Origin of the sequence: Pseudomonas sp. NPDC089396 (assembly GCF_044749545.1) — a bacterium.
Taxonomy (GTDB): Bacteria; Pseudomonadota; Gammaproteobacteria; order Pseudomonadales; family Pseudomonadaceae; genus Aquipseudomonas.
The window spans coordinates 1-14,824 of record NZ_JBIVIC010000025.1 but is presented as its reverse complement, the minus strand read 5'-3'; the positions used below and the strand labels follow the sequence as shown (position 1 = coordinate 14,824).

The 14,824-nt window shown below is 65.2% G+C and carries 13 protein-coding genes; 10 read left to right on the top strand and 3 right to left on the bottom strand.

Annotated elements, in window-relative coordinates:
- The 8 genes from ACIPZB_RS27100 to ACIPZB_RS27065 all read left to right on the top strand — a co-directional run.
- The coding region (locus tag ACIPZB_RS27100) for a muconolactone Delta-isomerase family protein (RefSeq protein ID WP_400642071.1) at positions 1 to 95 on the top strand (95 nt) is incomplete at its 5' end.
- A gap of 34 nt (positions 96 to 129) precedes the next feature.
- Positions 130 to 1,044, top strand: a complete 915-nt coding sequence (gene catA, locus ACIPZB_RS27095) for a catechol 1,2-dioxygenase (protein WP_400643475.1) — start codon at positions 130 to 132, stop codon at positions 1,042 to 1,044.
- A gap of 116 nt (positions 1,045 to 1,160) precedes the next feature.
- The gene (locus ACIPZB_RS27090; protein ID WP_400643474.1) at positions 1,161 to 2,360 is read left to right on the top strand and encodes a benzoate/H(+) symporter BenE family transporter; all 1,200 of its coding nucleotides are present in this window, start codon (positions 1,161 to 1,163) and stop codon (positions 2,358 to 2,360) included.
- Positions 2,361 to 2,415: 55 nt separating this feature from the next.
- Positions 2,416 to 3,666, top strand: coding sequence for an OprD family porin (locus ACIPZB_RS27085; RefSeq protein ID WP_400643473.1), 1,251 nt, complete (start codon positions 2,416 to 2,418; stop codon positions 3,664 to 3,666).
- A 184-nt stretch (positions 3,667 to 3,850) separates the two neighbouring features.
- On the top strand, positions 3,851 to 4,936 hold the full coding sequence (locus ACIPZB_RS27080; protein WP_400643472.1) for a metal-dependent hydrolase: 1,086 nt from the start codon (positions 3,851 to 3,853) through the stop codon (positions 4,934 to 4,936).
- 3 nt (positions 4,937 to 4,939) lie between these two features.
- A complete protein-coding gene (locus ACIPZB_RS27075) occupies positions 4,940 to 5,614 on the top strand; it encodes a TraX family protein (protein ID WP_400643471.1) in 675 nt (224 codons plus the stop codon).
- A 64-nt stretch (positions 5,615 to 5,678) separates the two neighbouring features.
- Positions 5,679 to 6,590 (top strand): LysR substrate-binding domain-containing protein, encoded by a 912-nt coding sequence (locus tag ACIPZB_RS27070; RefSeq protein ID WP_400643470.1) that lies wholly within the window; start codon positions 5,679 to 5,681, stop codon positions 6,588 to 6,590.
- Between the two features lie 99 nt (positions 6,591 to 6,689).
- Entirely contained in the window at positions 6,690 to 7,670 is a 981-nt protein-coding gene (locus tag ACIPZB_RS27065; protein ID WP_400643469.1) for an LLM class flavin-dependent oxidoreductase, read from the top strand.
- Between the two features lie 175 nt (positions 7,671 to 7,845).
- On the opposite strand, the gene ACIPZB_RS27060 is transcribed toward ACIPZB_RS27065, so the two are convergent.
- The 3 genes from ACIPZB_RS27060 to ACIPZB_RS27050 form a co-directional block, all read right to left on the bottom strand.
- A complete protein-coding gene (locus ACIPZB_RS27060; RefSeq protein WP_400643468.1) occupies positions 7,846 to 8,856 on the bottom strand; it encodes an aldo/keto reductase in 1,011 nt (336 codons plus the stop codon).
- A gap of 93 nt (positions 8,857 to 8,949) precedes the next feature.
- Positions 8,950 to 10,470, bottom strand: coding sequence for an FAD-dependent oxidoreductase (locus ACIPZB_RS27055; protein ID WP_400643467.1), 1,521 nt, complete (start codon positions 10,468 to 10,470; stop codon positions 8,950 to 8,952).
- Positions 10,471 to 10,664: 194 nt separating this feature from the next.
- Complete coding sequence (locus ACIPZB_RS27050; RefSeq protein WP_400643466.1) at positions 10,665 to 11,993, bottom strand: MFS transporter; 1,329 nt, start codon at positions 11,991 to 11,993, stop codon at positions 10,665 to 10,667.
- Positions 11,994 to 12,156: 163 nt separating this feature from the next.
- Here ACIPZB_RS27050 and ACIPZB_RS27045 point away from each other — a divergent pair, with 163 nt between their 5' ends.
- Together ACIPZB_RS27045 and ACIPZB_RS27040 are read left to right on the top strand one after the other, a co-directional pair.
- Positions 12,157 to 13,254, top strand: coding sequence for a sugar diacid recognition domain-containing protein (locus ACIPZB_RS27045; RefSeq protein WP_400643465.1), 1,098 nt, complete (start codon positions 12,157 to 12,159; stop codon positions 13,252 to 13,254).
- A 112-nt stretch (positions 13,255 to 13,366) separates the two neighbouring features.
- The gene (locus tag ACIPZB_RS27040; protein ID WP_400643464.1) at positions 13,367 to 14,506 is read left to right on the top strand and encodes a glycerate kinase; all 1,140 of its coding nucleotides are present in this window, start codon (positions 13,367 to 13,369) and stop codon (positions 14,504 to 14,506) included.
- Positions 14,507 to 14,824: the final 318 nt, after the last annotated feature.

The following is a 14,824-nucleotide window of genomic DNA, read 5'->3' as shown; positions in this document are numbered from 1 at the left end:
ACACGCTGATGCAGCTGCCGCTGTTCCCGTACATGGACATCGAGGTCGACGGCCTGTGCCGCCACCCCTCGTCGATCCACGCCGACGACCGCTGACTTTCATCCGCACAAGAACAAGAGGTACGCAACCATGACCGTGAAGATTTCCCACACTGCCGATGTACAGAAATTTTTCGAAGAAGCCGCAGGTTTTGGCAATGACGAGGGCAACCCGCGCCTCAAGCGCATCATCCAGCGCGTGCTGCAGGATACCGCGCGTCTGATCGAAGACCTGGAGGTCAGCGAGGACGAGTTCTGGCATGCGGTGGACTACCTCAACCGCCTGGGCGGGCGCGGGGAGGCCGGGCTGCTGGTGGCGGGCCTGGGCATCGAGCACTTCCTCGACCTGCTGCAGGATGCCAAGGATGCCGAAGCCGGCCTCGGCGGCGGCACCCCGCGCACCATCGAAGGCCCGCTGTATGTGGCCGGCGCGCCCCTGGCCGAGGGCGAAGTACGCATGGACGATGGCAGCGAGGAGGGCGTGGCCACGGTCATGTTCCTCGAAGGCCAGGTACTCGACCCCGCCGGCCAGCCGCTGGCCGGTGCCACCGTCGACCTGTGGCATGCCAACACCCGTGGCACCTATTCGTTCTTCGACCAGAGCCAGTCCGAGTACAACCTGCGCCGGCGCATCGTCACCGATGCCGAGGGTCGCTACCGGGCGCGCTCCATCGTGCCGTCGGGCTATGGCTGCGACCCGCAGGGGCCGACCCAGGAATGTCTCGACCTGCTCGGTCGCCACGGCCAGCGCCCGGCGCATGTGCATTTCTTCATCTCGGCGCCCGGGCACCGGCACCTGACCACCCAGATCAATCTGTCGGGGGACAAGTACCTGTGGGATGACTTTGCCTATGCCACGCGGGATGGGTTGGTGGGGGAGGTGGTGTTTCGTGAGGGCGCCGAAGGACGGTATGCCGAGTTGAAGTTCGACTTCCAGCTGCAGAAGGCCCAGGAAAGCGCCGATGAGCAGCGCAGTGGGCGTCCTCGGGCGTTGCAGGAAGGCTGAGGGCCCTATCGCCGGCAAGCCGGCTCCCACAGAGGAAGGTGGTGAACCTGTGGGAGCCGGCTTGCCGGCGATCAAGGGCAAAGCCCTTGCCATCCTCCACTGTCGCGCGAGGTCCCATGAAAACCCTGATCAAGGACTGCTCCCTGTCCGCCGTCGTCGCCGGCTGCATCGCGACGATGATTTCCTATGCCGGCCCGCTGGTCATCATCTTCCACGCCGCCGAAGCCGCCGGCCTGTCCCACGGCCTGTTGTCTTCCTGGGTCTGGGCCGTGTCCATGGGCAGCGCCGTGCTGGGCGCCGTGCTCAGCCTGCACTACCGCGTACCGGTAGTGATCGCCTGGTCGATCCCAGGCTCCGCACTGCTGGTCAGCGCCTTGCCCCAGCTTGGCCTTGCGCAGGCGGTGGGCGCGTACCTGATCGCCAACCTGGTCCTGCTGCTGATCGGCATCAGCGGGGCCTTCGACCGGATCATCGCGCGCCTGCCCGGTTCGATCGCCGCCGGCATGCAGGCCGGCATCCTGTTCAGTTTCGGCAGCGAAGTGTTCCGTGCGCTGCCGCTGCAGCCGGAGCTGGTGCTGGCCATGTTCGTCACCTACGTACTGATGCGCAGGTTGCAGCCGCGCTACGCGGTGGCCGCCGTGCTGGGTGTCGGCGCCGTCGTGACCTTTGCCAGCGGCGCGTTCCGAAGCGAGGCGCTGGTCCTTGAGCTGGCCTCGCCCCAGTGGATCACCCCGCAGTTCAGCCTGGCGGCGGTCTTCAGCCTGGCGTTGCCGATGGTCCTGGTGGCATTGACCGGGCAGTTCATGCCGGGCATGGCGGTGTTGCGCAGTGCCGGCTACGCCATGCCGGCCAGCCCGTTGATCAGCGCAAGTGCTGTTGGCGGCGCGTTGCTGGCCCCGTTCGGTTGCCATGGCCTGAATCTCGCCGCGGTCACAGCCAGCCTGTGCACCGGCTTTGAGGCCCATGAAAACCCGCGCCGGCGCTATGTCGCGGCCGTCGCGGGCAGCCTGCTGTACCTGCTGTTGGGCATCGCCGGGGCAACGCTAATGTCGCTGTTCGCAGCTTTTCCTGCCGCGCTGATCGCCGCACTGGCCGGCCTTGCCTTGTACGGTGCCATCAGCGAGGCGCTGGTGCGTAGCCTGGCTGAGCCCAGCGAACGCGATGCTGGGTTGTTCACCTTCCTGGTCACCGCCTCGGGCGTGTCATTCCTGGGCCTGTCGGCCGCGTTCTGGGGGCTGTTGTTTGGCCTGCTGGCCCATGCGCTGCTCAGCGTGCGCCGGCCACAAACCGTGGAGGCCCTGCGCCGTACCCCCTGAGACCGCCGTATTCCCAACGCTTTATCCATAAAAACAAGATCAAGAGAGCTTCGGAATGAATCAAACCCCCTGCGTCGCCATCGGGCTGACCCTGCTCAGCCAACCGCTTTTGGCCGCCGAAAGCGGCTTTTTCGAGGATGCCAAGGCCAGCCTCAGCGCCCGCAACTACTACTTCAGCCGTGATTACTCCGACATTGTCGGCGCCAATCAGCAGTCCAAGGCCCAAGAGTGGGCCCAGGGCTTCATCCTCGACTTCAAGTCCGGCTACACGCCAGGCCCCGTCGGCGTTGGCGTGGACGCGCTGGGCCTGCTTGGCATCAAGCTCGACAGCAGCCCGGACCGCGTCAACACCGGCCTGCTGCCGGTGCACGGCGATGGCCGCGCCGCAGACGAGTACAGCCGCCTGGCACCGACCTTCAAGGCCAGGCTGTCGAAGAGCGAACTGCGCATTGGCGAGTTGCAGCCCAACCTGCCTGTGCTGACCTTCAGCGATATCCGCCTGCTGCCACCGACCTATCAGGGTGTCAACCTGAGCTCGTCGGAGCTGGAGGGAATGACGGTGCAGGCCGGGCATCTCAGGACGACGCACCTGCGCAATGAGGGCGGTGATGGCAAGATGAACGCCATGCTCGGCCACGTGCCACAGCGCCAGGCCGAGAGCGATGGCTTCAACTACCTGGGGGGCGACTACGCGTTCAATGCCAACCAGAGCAGTGTCAGCCTGTGGTACGGGCAGCTGGAGGACATTTACGAGCAGGGCTTTCTCGGTTTCAAGCACAGCAAGCCCGTGGGGGACTGGATACTCAGTGCCAACCTCGGCTACTTCACGGCGCGGGAGGACGGTGATGCGTTGCTGGGCAACATCGACAACCAGGCGTTCTTTTCCCTGCTGACCGCCAAGCGCGGTGGCCACAGCTTCCACGTGGGCTACCAGGGCATCTATGGCGACAGCCCGTTTCCGCGGGTATTTGCCAACATTTCGCCGTTGGGCAACGAGGTGCCGACCTATGAGTTCGCCTACACCGACGAGCGATCGTATCACGTGCGCTACGACTACAACTTCGCAGCCATGGGTATTCCGGGGCTGACGGCGACGGTGCGCTACATCACCGGCAATAACGTCGATACCGGGTTGGGTTATGAAGGCAAGGATCGAGAGCGCGACCTGGATATCGGCTATGCGGTGCAGAGCGGGGTGCTCAAAGGGCTGGGGATTCGTATGCGTAATGCCATGGCGCGGTCCAATTACCGCACGGATATCGATGAGAACCGGTTGACGCTGGTGTACACCTGGCAGTTGTTCTGAGGTCTTACCGGCCCTATCGCCGGCAAGCCGGCTCCCACTGGGTCACCACCGACTTCTGTGGGAGCCGGCTTGCCGGCGATAGGGCCATCAGGTGAACTTGCTATCTGTTGTCACACACCTGCATTTGCACCATCCGACCTCCCGGGGTTAGGTTTCCTACATCGCCCCCTCAGGAAGCCATCCCTTGGACTCCATCACCCAAGCCGTTCTAGGCGCCGCCCTCCAAGGCACGGTGCTCGGCCGCCTGCAGGGCCGTCGCTCGCTGATCTACGGCGCCGCCCTGGGCACCGTGCCGGACCTCGATGTGGTCATCCGCTACGCCGACCCGGTATCGCAGATGACCTATCACCGGGGGTTCTCTCACTCGATCTTCGTCCTGACGGGCCTTGCCTTGCTGCTGGCCGTGCTGGTCGACTGGCTCGGCCGAACGCGCTGGCCCGCCAAGGGCTACACGCTGCCACGGCTGTTCCTGGCCTTCTGGCTGGTGCTGGTGACCCACCCGATCCTGGATGCCTTCACGGTCTACGGCACCCAGTTGTTCTGGCCGTTGCAGTCCACTCCGCTCAGTTGGGCGGCGGTGTTCATCATCGACCCGCTCTACACCGTGCCGCTGCTGGTGGCCGTGCTCTACACCGCGATCAAGGGCGTGAACGGCAAGGCGCTGCGTTTCATGAGCCTGGCGCTGCTATTCAGCACCGCCTATCTAGGCTTTGGTCTGGTCGGGCGCATGGCCGCCGAACAGCGCTTCCAGGCTGCCCTCGATCAACAAGGTGTCGTCGCAAGCGAGGTGCGTGCCGTGCCGATAGCCTTCAACAGCCTGGTGTGGCGGGTGCTGGCCAAGACTCCGGATGGCTATTACTACGAAGGTGTCAGTAGCGGGTTCGACCGGGAGCCGCCGGAAATGCAGCGTCTGCCGTTGAACCTGGCGGCCGCCGACGAGATCAAGGGCGCACCCTTGCTGCAGCGCCTGCGCTGGTTCACCGATGACTGGCTGCGCTACGACCAGATTGGCAATACGCTGGTGGTCACCGACTTGCGCATGGGCATCCCCGGCAACTACACCTTCCGTTTCAACATGGCCCATCGCGACAGCCAGGGACACTGGGTTGCCGATACGCCGAGCCGCTGGGTGGGGGCGGGGGTCGGCCCGATGTTCGACCGCCACGACCTGGCCTTGATCTGGCGGCGCATCCTCGATCAGCAACCGCCGCTGCCCTTGGCGGCCTGGACGACCCGCTACATGGGCCAGACCGCCGAGCCCGGGCGCTGACGTATGCGCTCGGCGGGTCTGGACTTGGTCAAGTGGGTGGCGATCCTGGCCATGGTCGCCGACCATCTGCGGTTCCTGTGGCCGGCCGCTGATGGCCTGTTCATTGTCGGACGGCTGGCTTTCCCGCTGTTCTGCCTGGCCATTGCCGTCAACGTGGCGCGCACCGAAGGCATCCCTGCACGTTATTTCGGCTGGATGTTCGTCTTCGCCATGCTGTCCGAAGGGCCCTATCGCTGGCTGGACGCAGGCACACAGACGTTCAGCGTGATACCGACATTGGCGCTGGGCCTGCTGTTCGCCTGGGGCGTGCAGCATACCGCGCTGTGGGCTCGCCTGAGCGGGCTTGCTGCCGCTTTGCTGGGCCTGCTGTGCAGTCAGCAGTTGATGTATGGCCTGCCAGGTGTGCTTCTGCCGGCGGGCTGGTTGCTGGCACGTCGTCTGGGTGGCTTGACCTGGTTGTTGCCCTGCCTGTTGGCGGTGGCGGCGAACCTGACCAACAGCTGGCTGCGCGGGCACCTTCTGGCGCCGATCACCTTGCTGACGATGGCCGCTGCGCTACTGGCCATCCCCTTCGGTTGCCTGCTGCTGAGGCTCGACCATTGGCATGTGCCTGCCGTGCGGCGCTGGGGCTACCTGTTCTACCCTGTGCATCTGCTGGTGATCAAAGTACTGATGTGAATCCTTGCAATGCCGCCGATTCGCACCCATCTAAGCGGGTCTTGATTACCTGCAGGAGCCCGTCATGGAACCCAACCGCTTCGGCGACATCGCCGCCTTCGTCAGCGCCGTGAAGGCCGGCAGCTTCACCGCCGCAGCGGCAAGCCTGGGGCTGACCCGCTCGGCCGTAGGCAAGAGCATCGCCCGCCTGGAAGCGCGCATGGCCGTGCGCTTGCTCAATCGCACCACGCGCAAGCTCAGCCTGACTGACGAGGGCCTGGTGGCCTACGAGCGCTGGCGGCAGATTCTCGATGACCTCGACGAGGTGGAAAGCACCATGGCCCAGCGCCGTGGCAAACCCACCGGAACCTTGCGCCTGACCGCGCCGCTGTCGTTCGGCCAACGCCATGTGCTGCCGATTCTCGATGACTACCTCAAGCAGTGGCCGGCGCTACGTGCCGACATTCGCTTCACCGACCGGTTCGTCGACCTGGTGGAAGAGGGCGTTGACGTCGCGGTGCGCATCGGCGCGCCCAAGGAAGACTCGCAGTTACTGACCCGCACGGTGGCCTGGCAGCAGTTCGTCACCTGCGCCTCACCCGACTACCTGCACCAGCACGGTGTGCCACAGGTGCCGGCGGACCTCTACGCGCATGACAAGATCACCTTCCTGTCGGGCGAAAAGTCGATGCCGTGGCGTTTCCACACCGCCGAAGGGCTGCACCTGTGCGAAGAGCCTGGGCGGCTGAACATCGACAGCTCCGAGGCGATGCTCGACGGTGCCAGAGCCGGTTTCGGCCTGATTCATCTGCCTACCTACATCACCGGCGGCGACCTGCGGGCCGGCACGCTGGTGGAGGTGCTGCACAGCTACCGGCCCCCTGCGTACCCGATCCGGGTGGTGTACCCCAGCAAGCGGCACCTGTCGCCGCGGGTGCGCGGATTTATCGATCTGCTGGTGGCGACCTGGGAACAAGGCGTGCCCTGGGAAGACTGATTGGGGACTGCACGGCCCGTATGTGGGGCCTGAAGCCGGGTTTATCCCAGGCGAACCAGCGCGGAAACTGGCGCCACTGATAATCCATCTGGAGACCCCATGACAGCCCTGTCCGTACTGGATCTGGTCATGATCGGCGAGGGCAAGACCTTCGCCGACGCGATCGAAGAATCCCGCCAACTGGCGCGCCATGTCGAGCAGCATGACTACCGCCGCTACTGGATCGCCGAGCACCACGACATGCCCGGCATCGGTTCGGCCGCCACCTCGCTTGTGATCAACGAGATCGCCAACGCCACTAAACAAATCCGTGTCGGTGCCGGCGGCATCATGCTGCCCAACCATGCACCGCTGGTGGTCGCCGAGCAGTTCGGCACCCTCGACACCCTGCACCCTGGCCGTATCGACCTGGGCCTTGGGCGCGCGCCCGGTACCTCCGGGCCGACCGTGCGTGCCTTGCGCGGCGCCGCCCCGGAGCGTGATTTTGCCCAGGACATCGCCGAGTTGCGCGACTACCTGGCCGACAACGGCAAGCGCCAGGTCCGGGGTGTACCGGGGGCGCACCCGGTACCGGTATGGATCCTCGGCTCAAGCCTGTTCGGTGCCGACCTTGCTGCGAAGCTGGGGCTGCCGTACGCCTTTGCCTCGCACTTCGCGCCGCGCTACCTGTTGCAGGCCATCGCCCATTACCGGGCGAACTTCCAGCCATCGGCGCAATTGGCCAAGCCCTATGTGATGGTGGGCGTGAACCTGTTCGCGGCAGGCAGCGATGCCGAGGCCGACTACCAAGCCAGTTCCCATCGCAAGTGGATGCTCGACCTGCATGTCGGGCGCTTCGGTTTGCTGCCCAAACCGCAGGAAGGTTACGTCGAACGCCTGCCGGGGCATGAAAGGGCAGTGCTGGATCAGGTCATGGCCTGCACCATTGCCGGCGGGCCGTTGCGGGTGAGGGAGGGCCTGAAGTCTTTGATCGAGCAGACGGGCGCGGACGAGTTGATGATCGATTGCCGGATGCATGATCCCTTGGCGCGGCTGCGTTCCCATGCCTATGCGGCGCAAGCGCTGGCTGAACTGCAGTAGGGCGGGCAGGCACTAAAAAGGGAGCTTCTCAGCTCCCTTTCTGCCTTGAGGACTCGGTTGGGCTTGCTGGCCTCATCGCCGGCAAGCCGGCTCCCACAGGATCACCCTTTGCTTCGAACCTGTGAACACCTGTGGGAGCCGGCTTGCCGGCGATGAGGCCAGCCCAGTCAACCAATCAGCTGCGAGCCAATCGCCCACTGACAAAATGCACCACATCATTGAACCCAGGCGTCGACGCATGCCCCGGCGTTACCAGCGAATCGATGAAGGCCTCGTCATCTGCCGTGATCTTTACCTCCAGCGCCCCAGCATAGGTATCCCATTGCGCCTCCGTGCGCGGCCCGACGATCGCCGAGCTGACCAGTTGACTGTTGAGCACCCAGGCAATCGCGAACTCGACCATCCCCACGCCCTTGGCCTGCACATGCGCCTGAATCTGCTGGGCAATGGCCAGCGACTCCTGCCGCCACTCCACTTCCATGATGCGCTTGTCCTGGCGCGCGGCGCGGCTGCCGGCTTCGGGCGCCACGCCCGGTGCATACTTGCCGCTGAGCACGCCACGGGCCAGCGGGCTGAACGGCACCACGCCCAGGCCATGGCAGGCGGCAGCGGTGAGCTGTTCGGGTTCGGCCTGGCGGTTGACGATGTTGTACAAAGGTTGGCTTACCACCGGCTTGGCCACACCCAGGCGTTCGGCAATGTTGCAGATCTCGGCGATGCGCCAGCCGCGGTAGTTAGACACGCCCCAGTAGCGGATCTTGCCCTGCTGCAGCAGGTCACCCATGGCCCGCACCGTTTCTTGTAACGGCACTTTGTGATCTTCACGGTGCAGGTAATAGATATCCAGGTAGTCCAGGTCCATGCGCGTCAGCGTGGCGTCGATGCCATTGAAGATGTGCTTGCGCGACAGCCCGCTGCGGTTGGGCAGGCCATCGGTCGGCCCCATGCCGACCTTGGACGCGACGATCCAGTCCTGGCGATGGCGTGCCACCGCCTCACCGACGATTTCCTCGGAACGGCCAGCGTTGTACACATCCGCGGTGTCGATGAAGTTGATGCCCTGGTCCCAGGCCTTGTCGATGATGCGCAACGAATCCTCGGTGCTGGTCTGTTCGCCGAACATCATGCTGCCAAGGGTGAGCGCGGAGACTTGCAGGCCGCTGTGGCCGAGGGGGCGATAGATCATGCTGGAACATCCTGTGCACTGAGGTGGAAACGTCTGTTTTACACACAAGCACCGTCCTTTGAAAGGGCGGCGCTTGTGGGTAGAACAGCGGTTTCAACCGATCAGTTCGAGGGCCTGCTGCCGGCTCAGCGGCCGCTTCATCCGTTGCGACAACAGCGCCATTGCATCCGAGTAGCCCTTGGCAATTACCGCCTCCACCTGCTCGCCCACGCACTGCAAGGCAATGAAGTCGCCTTGCTCCGGCGCCCCGACGAACACGATGTCGTCCCAGTGCTGCGCATGCCCCAGCACTTCATAGGTCCGCCCGTGCTGGTAGGTCCAGAAAAAAGGCACGTCGGCATAGCGGCGCTGTTGCCCGAGCATGTTGGCCGCGGCGATCACCCCGTGTTGTTGCGCCAGGCGCCAGTGCTCGATGCGCATCGGGTGGCCGGCCAAGGGAAAACGCGCGATATCACCGGCGGCCCACAAGCCGTCGGCAGCACGCAGTTCGGCATCCACCTGCAACGCGCCATCGACGTGCAGCGGCACACCCTGGACGAAGGCAGTGGCGGGTCTGACCCCGGTGCCCAGCAGCACCAGTGCCGTAGGGAGCGTTTCGCCATTGGCCAGCAGCACGGCGTCTACCTGCCCCTCACCGCTGAAACGCACCACCTCGGTAGGGCCATGGAACACCACGCCCTTGCGTTCGTGCACCTCGCGGATGCAACGGCCGATACGTTCGCCCAGCTGTTTCTCCAGCGGCACCTGATGGCGGCTGACCACATGCACTAGGGCGCCATACTTGCGCAGGGCGGAAGCGGCCTCCAGGCCAATGAAACCGTCGCCGACGATCACCACCGGTTGGCCCGGCTCGGTCGCATCGAGCAGGCGCGCGGCATCCTCACGCGAGCGCAGCGTCATCACGCCTGCCAGGTCGGCACCGGGGAGGTCGGGGCGTTGCGGTTTGCCACCGGTGGCCAGCAACGCGGCGTCGTAGTCGATGCGCTGGCCGTCGGCCAGGGTGATCTGGCGTTTGCTCGCATCCAGCGTGCGCACCTTGCCGACACGCCGCTCCAGCTGGCCCTGGCGCAACTGATCAGCCTCCAGCAGGGCCGGCACTTCGTCTGCGGGCATTTGCCCTGCGATCACGAATTTGCTCAGTGCAGTGCGGTCGTAGGCGGGTTGGCGCTCCTGATCGAGCCAGATCAGCTTGCCGGCAAAGCCGTTGGCCAACAGCGTGGCAACCGCCGCCGAGCCCGCGGCACCGGCACCGATCACGACGAAGCAGCGGGCATCACTGTGGCGGGGGGCGTCGGCGCGTGCCAGCGGCTGATCATCGACCCAGACCTGGCCATCCTTCACCCACGCCTTGTAGCGGCGCAGGTCGATCAGCGCTGGCGGTTCGCACACGGCCCCTTCGTCGACGGCAAAGGCCGCCTTGTGCCAAGGGCACACCAACAGGCCGTTGCAGACCACGCCTTCTTCCAGCGGGGCACCGGCATGGGGGCAGTTGGCCTGGTAGGCATGCACCTGGTCGCCCTGGCGAATGAGGATCAGTTCTTCGTTGCCAGCCTGGACCCGCAGAGGGCGCTTGGGATCGAGCTGTTCGAGGCGGGCCACGGCATGCTGGGTCATGGGGGTTCTCCAAAGGGGGCTTTGGAACCATTTGACGCCTGGGCTTTGGAAGGGATGCGTTGATCTGACGATCGGCGGGGCGCTTATCGCCGGCAAGCCGGCTCCCACAGGTAAACCACCGCTTTCAAGCCCTGTGGTGTCCCTGTGGGAGCCGGCTTGCCGGCGATTGGGCCGCAAAGCGGCCCCTTTTTACCTCAACTAGCCCGAACAGCCTTCAACGCACCTGCCCGGGTAACCCGCAGGGCCACCAGGCTCCCCAGCACGATCAACGCTGCCAGCGAATACAGCGCCGCATCGGTCGAACCGGTCTGGTCCTTGATGAACCCCACCAGGTACGGGCTGAGGAACCCAGCCATCTGCCCCACCGAGTTGATGATCGCCAAACCCGCCACCGCCGCGCTGGCACTGAGCAGCGCGGTCGGCATCGGCCAGAACATCGGCAGGCCGGTGAGGGCGCCCATGGTGGCGATCGACAGGCCAAGGATGGCGATCGTCGGGTTACCCGCGAAGTTCACCGCAATCAGCAGGCCCAGCGCGCCCATCAGCATCGGCACCACGAGGTGCCAGCGGCGCTCGTTGCGCAGGTCCGCCGAGCGGCCGCAGAGAATCATGAACACCCCGGCCAGCAGGTACGGAATAGCGCTCAGCCAGCCGATCAGCAGCGGGTTGTCGAAGCCCATGTTCTTGATGATCGACGGCAGCCAGAAGTTGATCGCGTAGACGCCGCTCTGGATACAGAAGTAGACGAAGCCGAATGTCCAGATCAGCGGGTTGGTCAGCACGGCCAGTACGCTGTCGCCGGTGGTGCTGGGCTTGCTCGCAGCGTCGGCCGCAAGGTCGGCGGCAATCAGCTGGCGTTCGGCCGGGCTCAGCCAGGCGGCTTTCTGGTAGCCGTCGCTGAGCAGGCCGATGGCCAGGAAGCCCAGTACCACGGTCGGTACGCCCTGGATCAGGAACATCCACTGCCAGCCGGCCAGGCCGTGTTGCCCGGCAGCGAAGTGTTCGAGGATCCAGCCGGAGAATGGCCCACCCAGCAGGCCCGAGACCGGGATCGCCGACATGAACAGGGCCATGATGCGGCCACGGCGGTCAGCCGGGAACCAGCGCGAGAGGTACAGCACCACGCCCGGGAAGAACCCGGCCTCGGCGGCACCGGTCAGCAGGCGCAGGGCATAGAACTCGGTGGGTGTGGTGACGAACAGCAGGCAGGTGGACAAGCTGCCCCAGACGATCATCATCGCCGCAATCCAGCGCCGTGGGCCGAAGCGGTTGAGCGCCAGGTTGCTGGGCAGGCCGCAGAGCACATAGCCGATGAAGAAGATGCCGGCGCCAAGCCCATAGACGGTTTCGCTGAACTTCAGTGCATCGAGCATCTGCAGCTTGGCGAAGCCGACGTTGACACGGTCCAGGTAGTTGAACAGGTAGCAGATGAAAATGAACGGAATCAAGCGCAACGTGATGCGCCGGTACAGCGCATTGCGGGTGCTCTGGGTGCCTTGGTCAGGGGCAGGGCTGTGTGCCATGATCGTGATCTCTGTTGTTATGGTTGTCGCCGCGTCGCCTGTGCCGGCGCTCACCCTGACGAGTCTCGGGGAGTGCGACGCGCCTGTCTTTGTGCTTTTGCACAGCGTATGGTGCGGGCCGCTGTGCCTCAGAACAAAACCTAACACGCCATAGGATCGCTCAATGTTCGAACTGGACCATGACCTGGCGCAGGATATCGTCAATCGGGCGATGGCCATCTTGCCGTGCAACGTCAATGTCATGGACAGCCAGGGGCTGATCCTGGGCAGTGGCGAGCCGGAGCGCATCAACACCCGCCACGAAGGCGCCCAGCTGGTTCTGGCCAATGGCCGCATCGTCGAGCTCGATGCCGATGCGGCCAAATGCCTCAAGGGTGTGCAGCCTGGGGTCAACCTGCCGTTGATGCTCGATGGTCGGCTGATCGGCGTGCTCGGCCTGACCGGGGAGCCGCAGCAACTGCGCACCTATGGCGAACTGGTACGCATGACCGCCGAGATGCTCCTTGCCCAGCGCCACCTGCAGGTGGAGCAACAATGGCGCCGCCAGCGCTGTGATGACCTGCTCGCCCTGCTGCTGGGCGGCACGGGTGATTCGCCGCGCCTGCTGGACGAGGCCCAGCAACTGGGGCTCAAGCCACAGCTGCCCCGCGTGCCATGCCTGTTCGAACTGCGTGCCGGGCCACCCAGCGAAACCTTGGCGGCCTGGTTGATGAACCGCTACCCCGACAGCTGGTGCGTCAGCCCCGCGCGGGATTCGCTGCTGTGGTGCCGCCCGGCCGGCCCGGTGCTGGACGAAGAACGGCTGGTCGAGCGCCTGCTGCGCAGCGGCTGGGAGGTCCAGCGCCTGGCCTTGGGTAACCCGGCGCAAAGCCTGGAGCAGCTGCGCCGAGGCTATCGACGCGTGCGCGACCTGCTGGCCTACGGGCGCGAAGTGCTGCCCGATCAACAGCTGCTGAGCCTGGCCCGCTATCGCCTGCCGGCGCTACTGTGGCGTCATCGCAACGAAGATGCGCTGGATGAGCTGCTGGAACCGCTGCAGCGCATCCGCGCCAAGGACGCCAGCGGGCAATTGCTCGCCACCTTGCGCGCCTGGTGCGCGCACGATGGCCAGAGCCAGGCCTGCGCCGATGCCCTGGGCATCCACCGCAACAGCCTGCGCTACCGCCTGGAACGCATCAATGAGCTCAGCGAAGTCGACCCGCTGCGCCTGGAAGGGATGTTGAGCCTGTACCTGGGCCTGCAGTTGTTGCCGGCGGATTGAGCGGCGCTCAATGGCATTTGCCCAAACAACCGGCTGGGCCTTTTGTGCATCCGACCGAGGCCGTCCCATCCGGTAGCTGTCAGCATGCCGCTATCTGCTCAGGAGAAGCCCCATGAAAATCGTCATCGCCCCCGACTCGTTCAAGGACAGCCTCGACGCCGCCGGCGTCGCCCGCGCCATCGCCGCAGGCCTGGCCGAGGCCTTGCCGGAGGCTGAGCTGGTCGAGTGCCCGATGGCCGATGGCGGTGAAGGCACCATGGAGGCCATTGTCGCGGCCAGCCACGGCCAATTGCGTCGCCAGACCGTGCGCGGGCCGCTGGGGCGGAACGTGGAGGCCGGCTGGGGTTGGTTGGCCGAGAGCCGCACGGCGATCATCGAGATGGCCCAGGCCAGTGGCATCCAGCTGGTGCCCAGCGGGCAGCGCGATGCCTGCCGCAGCAGCACCTGGGGCACCGGTGAGCTGATGGCGGCCGCCCTGGCTGCCGGCGCCCAGCGCATCGTCCTGGCCATTGGCGGCAGCGCCACCAACGATGGCGGCAGCGGCATGCTGCGCGCCCTGGGCCTGCGCTTGCTGGATGCCGACGACCAACCCCTGGAAGAGGGCGGCCTGGCCCTGGACCGCCTGGCGCGCATCGATGCCAGCGACCTCGACCCACGGCTGGCCGAGGTGCAGATCGAAGTGGCGGCCGACGTCGACAACCCGCTGTGCGGACCCAACGGCGCCTCGGCGATCTTCGGCCCGCAAAAGGGCGCGAACCCCGAGCAGGTGCAGGCGCTGGACCAAGCGCTGAGCCATTTCGCCGATCACTGCGCGCAGCTGTTGGGCGAGGATGTGCGCGAGTTCCCCGGCTGCGGTGCGGCGGGCGGCATGGGCTTTGCGGCCAAGGCGTTCATGGGCGCCAAGTTCCGCCCTGGGGTCGAGGTGGTGGCCGAACTGGCCGGGCTCGATGCACTGGTGCAAGGCGCGGACCTGGTGATTACCGGCGAAGGGCGCTTCGATGCCCAGACCCTGCGCGGCAAGACACCCATGGGTGTGGCACGGGTTGCCAAGCGTCATGGGGTGCCGGTGGTGGTGTTGGCGGGGACCTTGGGTGAGGGGTATCAGCAGCTGTATGCCCAGGGTATCGATGCTGCCTTTGCCCTGGTTAGCGGGCCGATGAGCCTGGAGCAAGCCTGCGCGAATGCCGCGACGTTGCTGCAAGCGAGGGCCAGCGATATCGCCCGGCTCTGGTGTAGCGCTCGTAAGAGGTGATTGGTTTGCGCTTAGCCTGCTATGCACGCTTTTTGTAGGATAAATTCCGGCCAAATGTAGGAAGCGTCTATATTCCCCCGGAAGGGTGGCCCCCTCAGAAATTGTGCGCCAAGGTTCGGAACTTCACCGCAGTGGAGTTCCAAACAATGGCGCAGCCCTTCTTTGATCACAGCCGGCACAAACTGGACGTCACCGGCCTTGAAGCCGAACTCGACGTCCTGACCTTCAAAGGCGAAGAGGGGCTTAGTCACCCGTTCTGCTACACGGTGACGTTTACCTGCGCCGTACAGGACATCGCCGCCGAGCGCCTGCTCGGCA

What these genes read in the sequence shown, in the direction of transcription:
- catA (WP_400643475.1), top strand. Translation starts at nt 130, where the DNA reads ATGACCGTGAAGATTTCCCACACTGCCGATGTACAGAAATTTTTCGAA.
- ACIPZB_RS27090 (WP_400643474.1), top strand. Translation starts at nt 1,161, where the DNA reads ATGAAAACCCTGATCAAGGACTGCTCCCTGTCCGCCGTCGTCGCCGGC.
- ACIPZB_RS27085 (WP_400643473.1), top strand. Translation starts at nt 2,416, where the DNA reads ATGAATCAAACCCCCTGCGTCGCCATCGGGCTGACCCTGCTCAGCCAA.
- ACIPZB_RS27075 (WP_400643471.1), top strand. Translation starts at nt 4,940, where the DNA reads ATGCGCTCGGCGGGTCTGGACTTGGTCAAGTGGGTGGCGATCCTGGCC.
- ACIPZB_RS27070 (WP_400643470.1), top strand. Translation starts at nt 5,679, where the DNA reads ATGGAACCCAACCGCTTCGGCGACATCGCCGCCTTCGTCAGCGCCGTG.
- ACIPZB_RS27065 (WP_400643469.1), top strand. Translation starts at nt 6,690, where the DNA reads ATGACAGCCCTGTCCGTACTGGATCTGGTCATGATCGGCGAGGGCAAG.
- ACIPZB_RS27060 (WP_400643468.1), bottom strand. Translation starts at nt 8,856, where the DNA reads ATGATCTATCGCCCCCTCGGCCACAGCGGCCTGCAAGTCTCCGCGCTC.
- ACIPZB_RS27055 (WP_400643467.1), bottom strand. Translation starts at nt 10,470, where the DNA reads ATGACCCAGCATGCCGTGGCCCGCCTCGAACAGCTCGATCCCAAGCGC.
- ACIPZB_RS27050 (WP_400643466.1), bottom strand. Translation starts at nt 11,993, where the DNA reads ATGGCACACAGCCCTGCCCCTGACCAAGGCACCCAGAGCACCCGCAAT.
- ACIPZB_RS27045 (WP_400643465.1), top strand. Translation starts at nt 12,157, where the DNA reads ATGTTCGAACTGGACCATGACCTGGCGCAGGATATCGTCAATCGGGCG.
- ACIPZB_RS27040 (WP_400643464.1), top strand. Translation starts at nt 13,367, where the DNA reads ATGAAAATCGTCATCGCCCCCGACTCGTTCAAGGACAGCCTCGACGCC.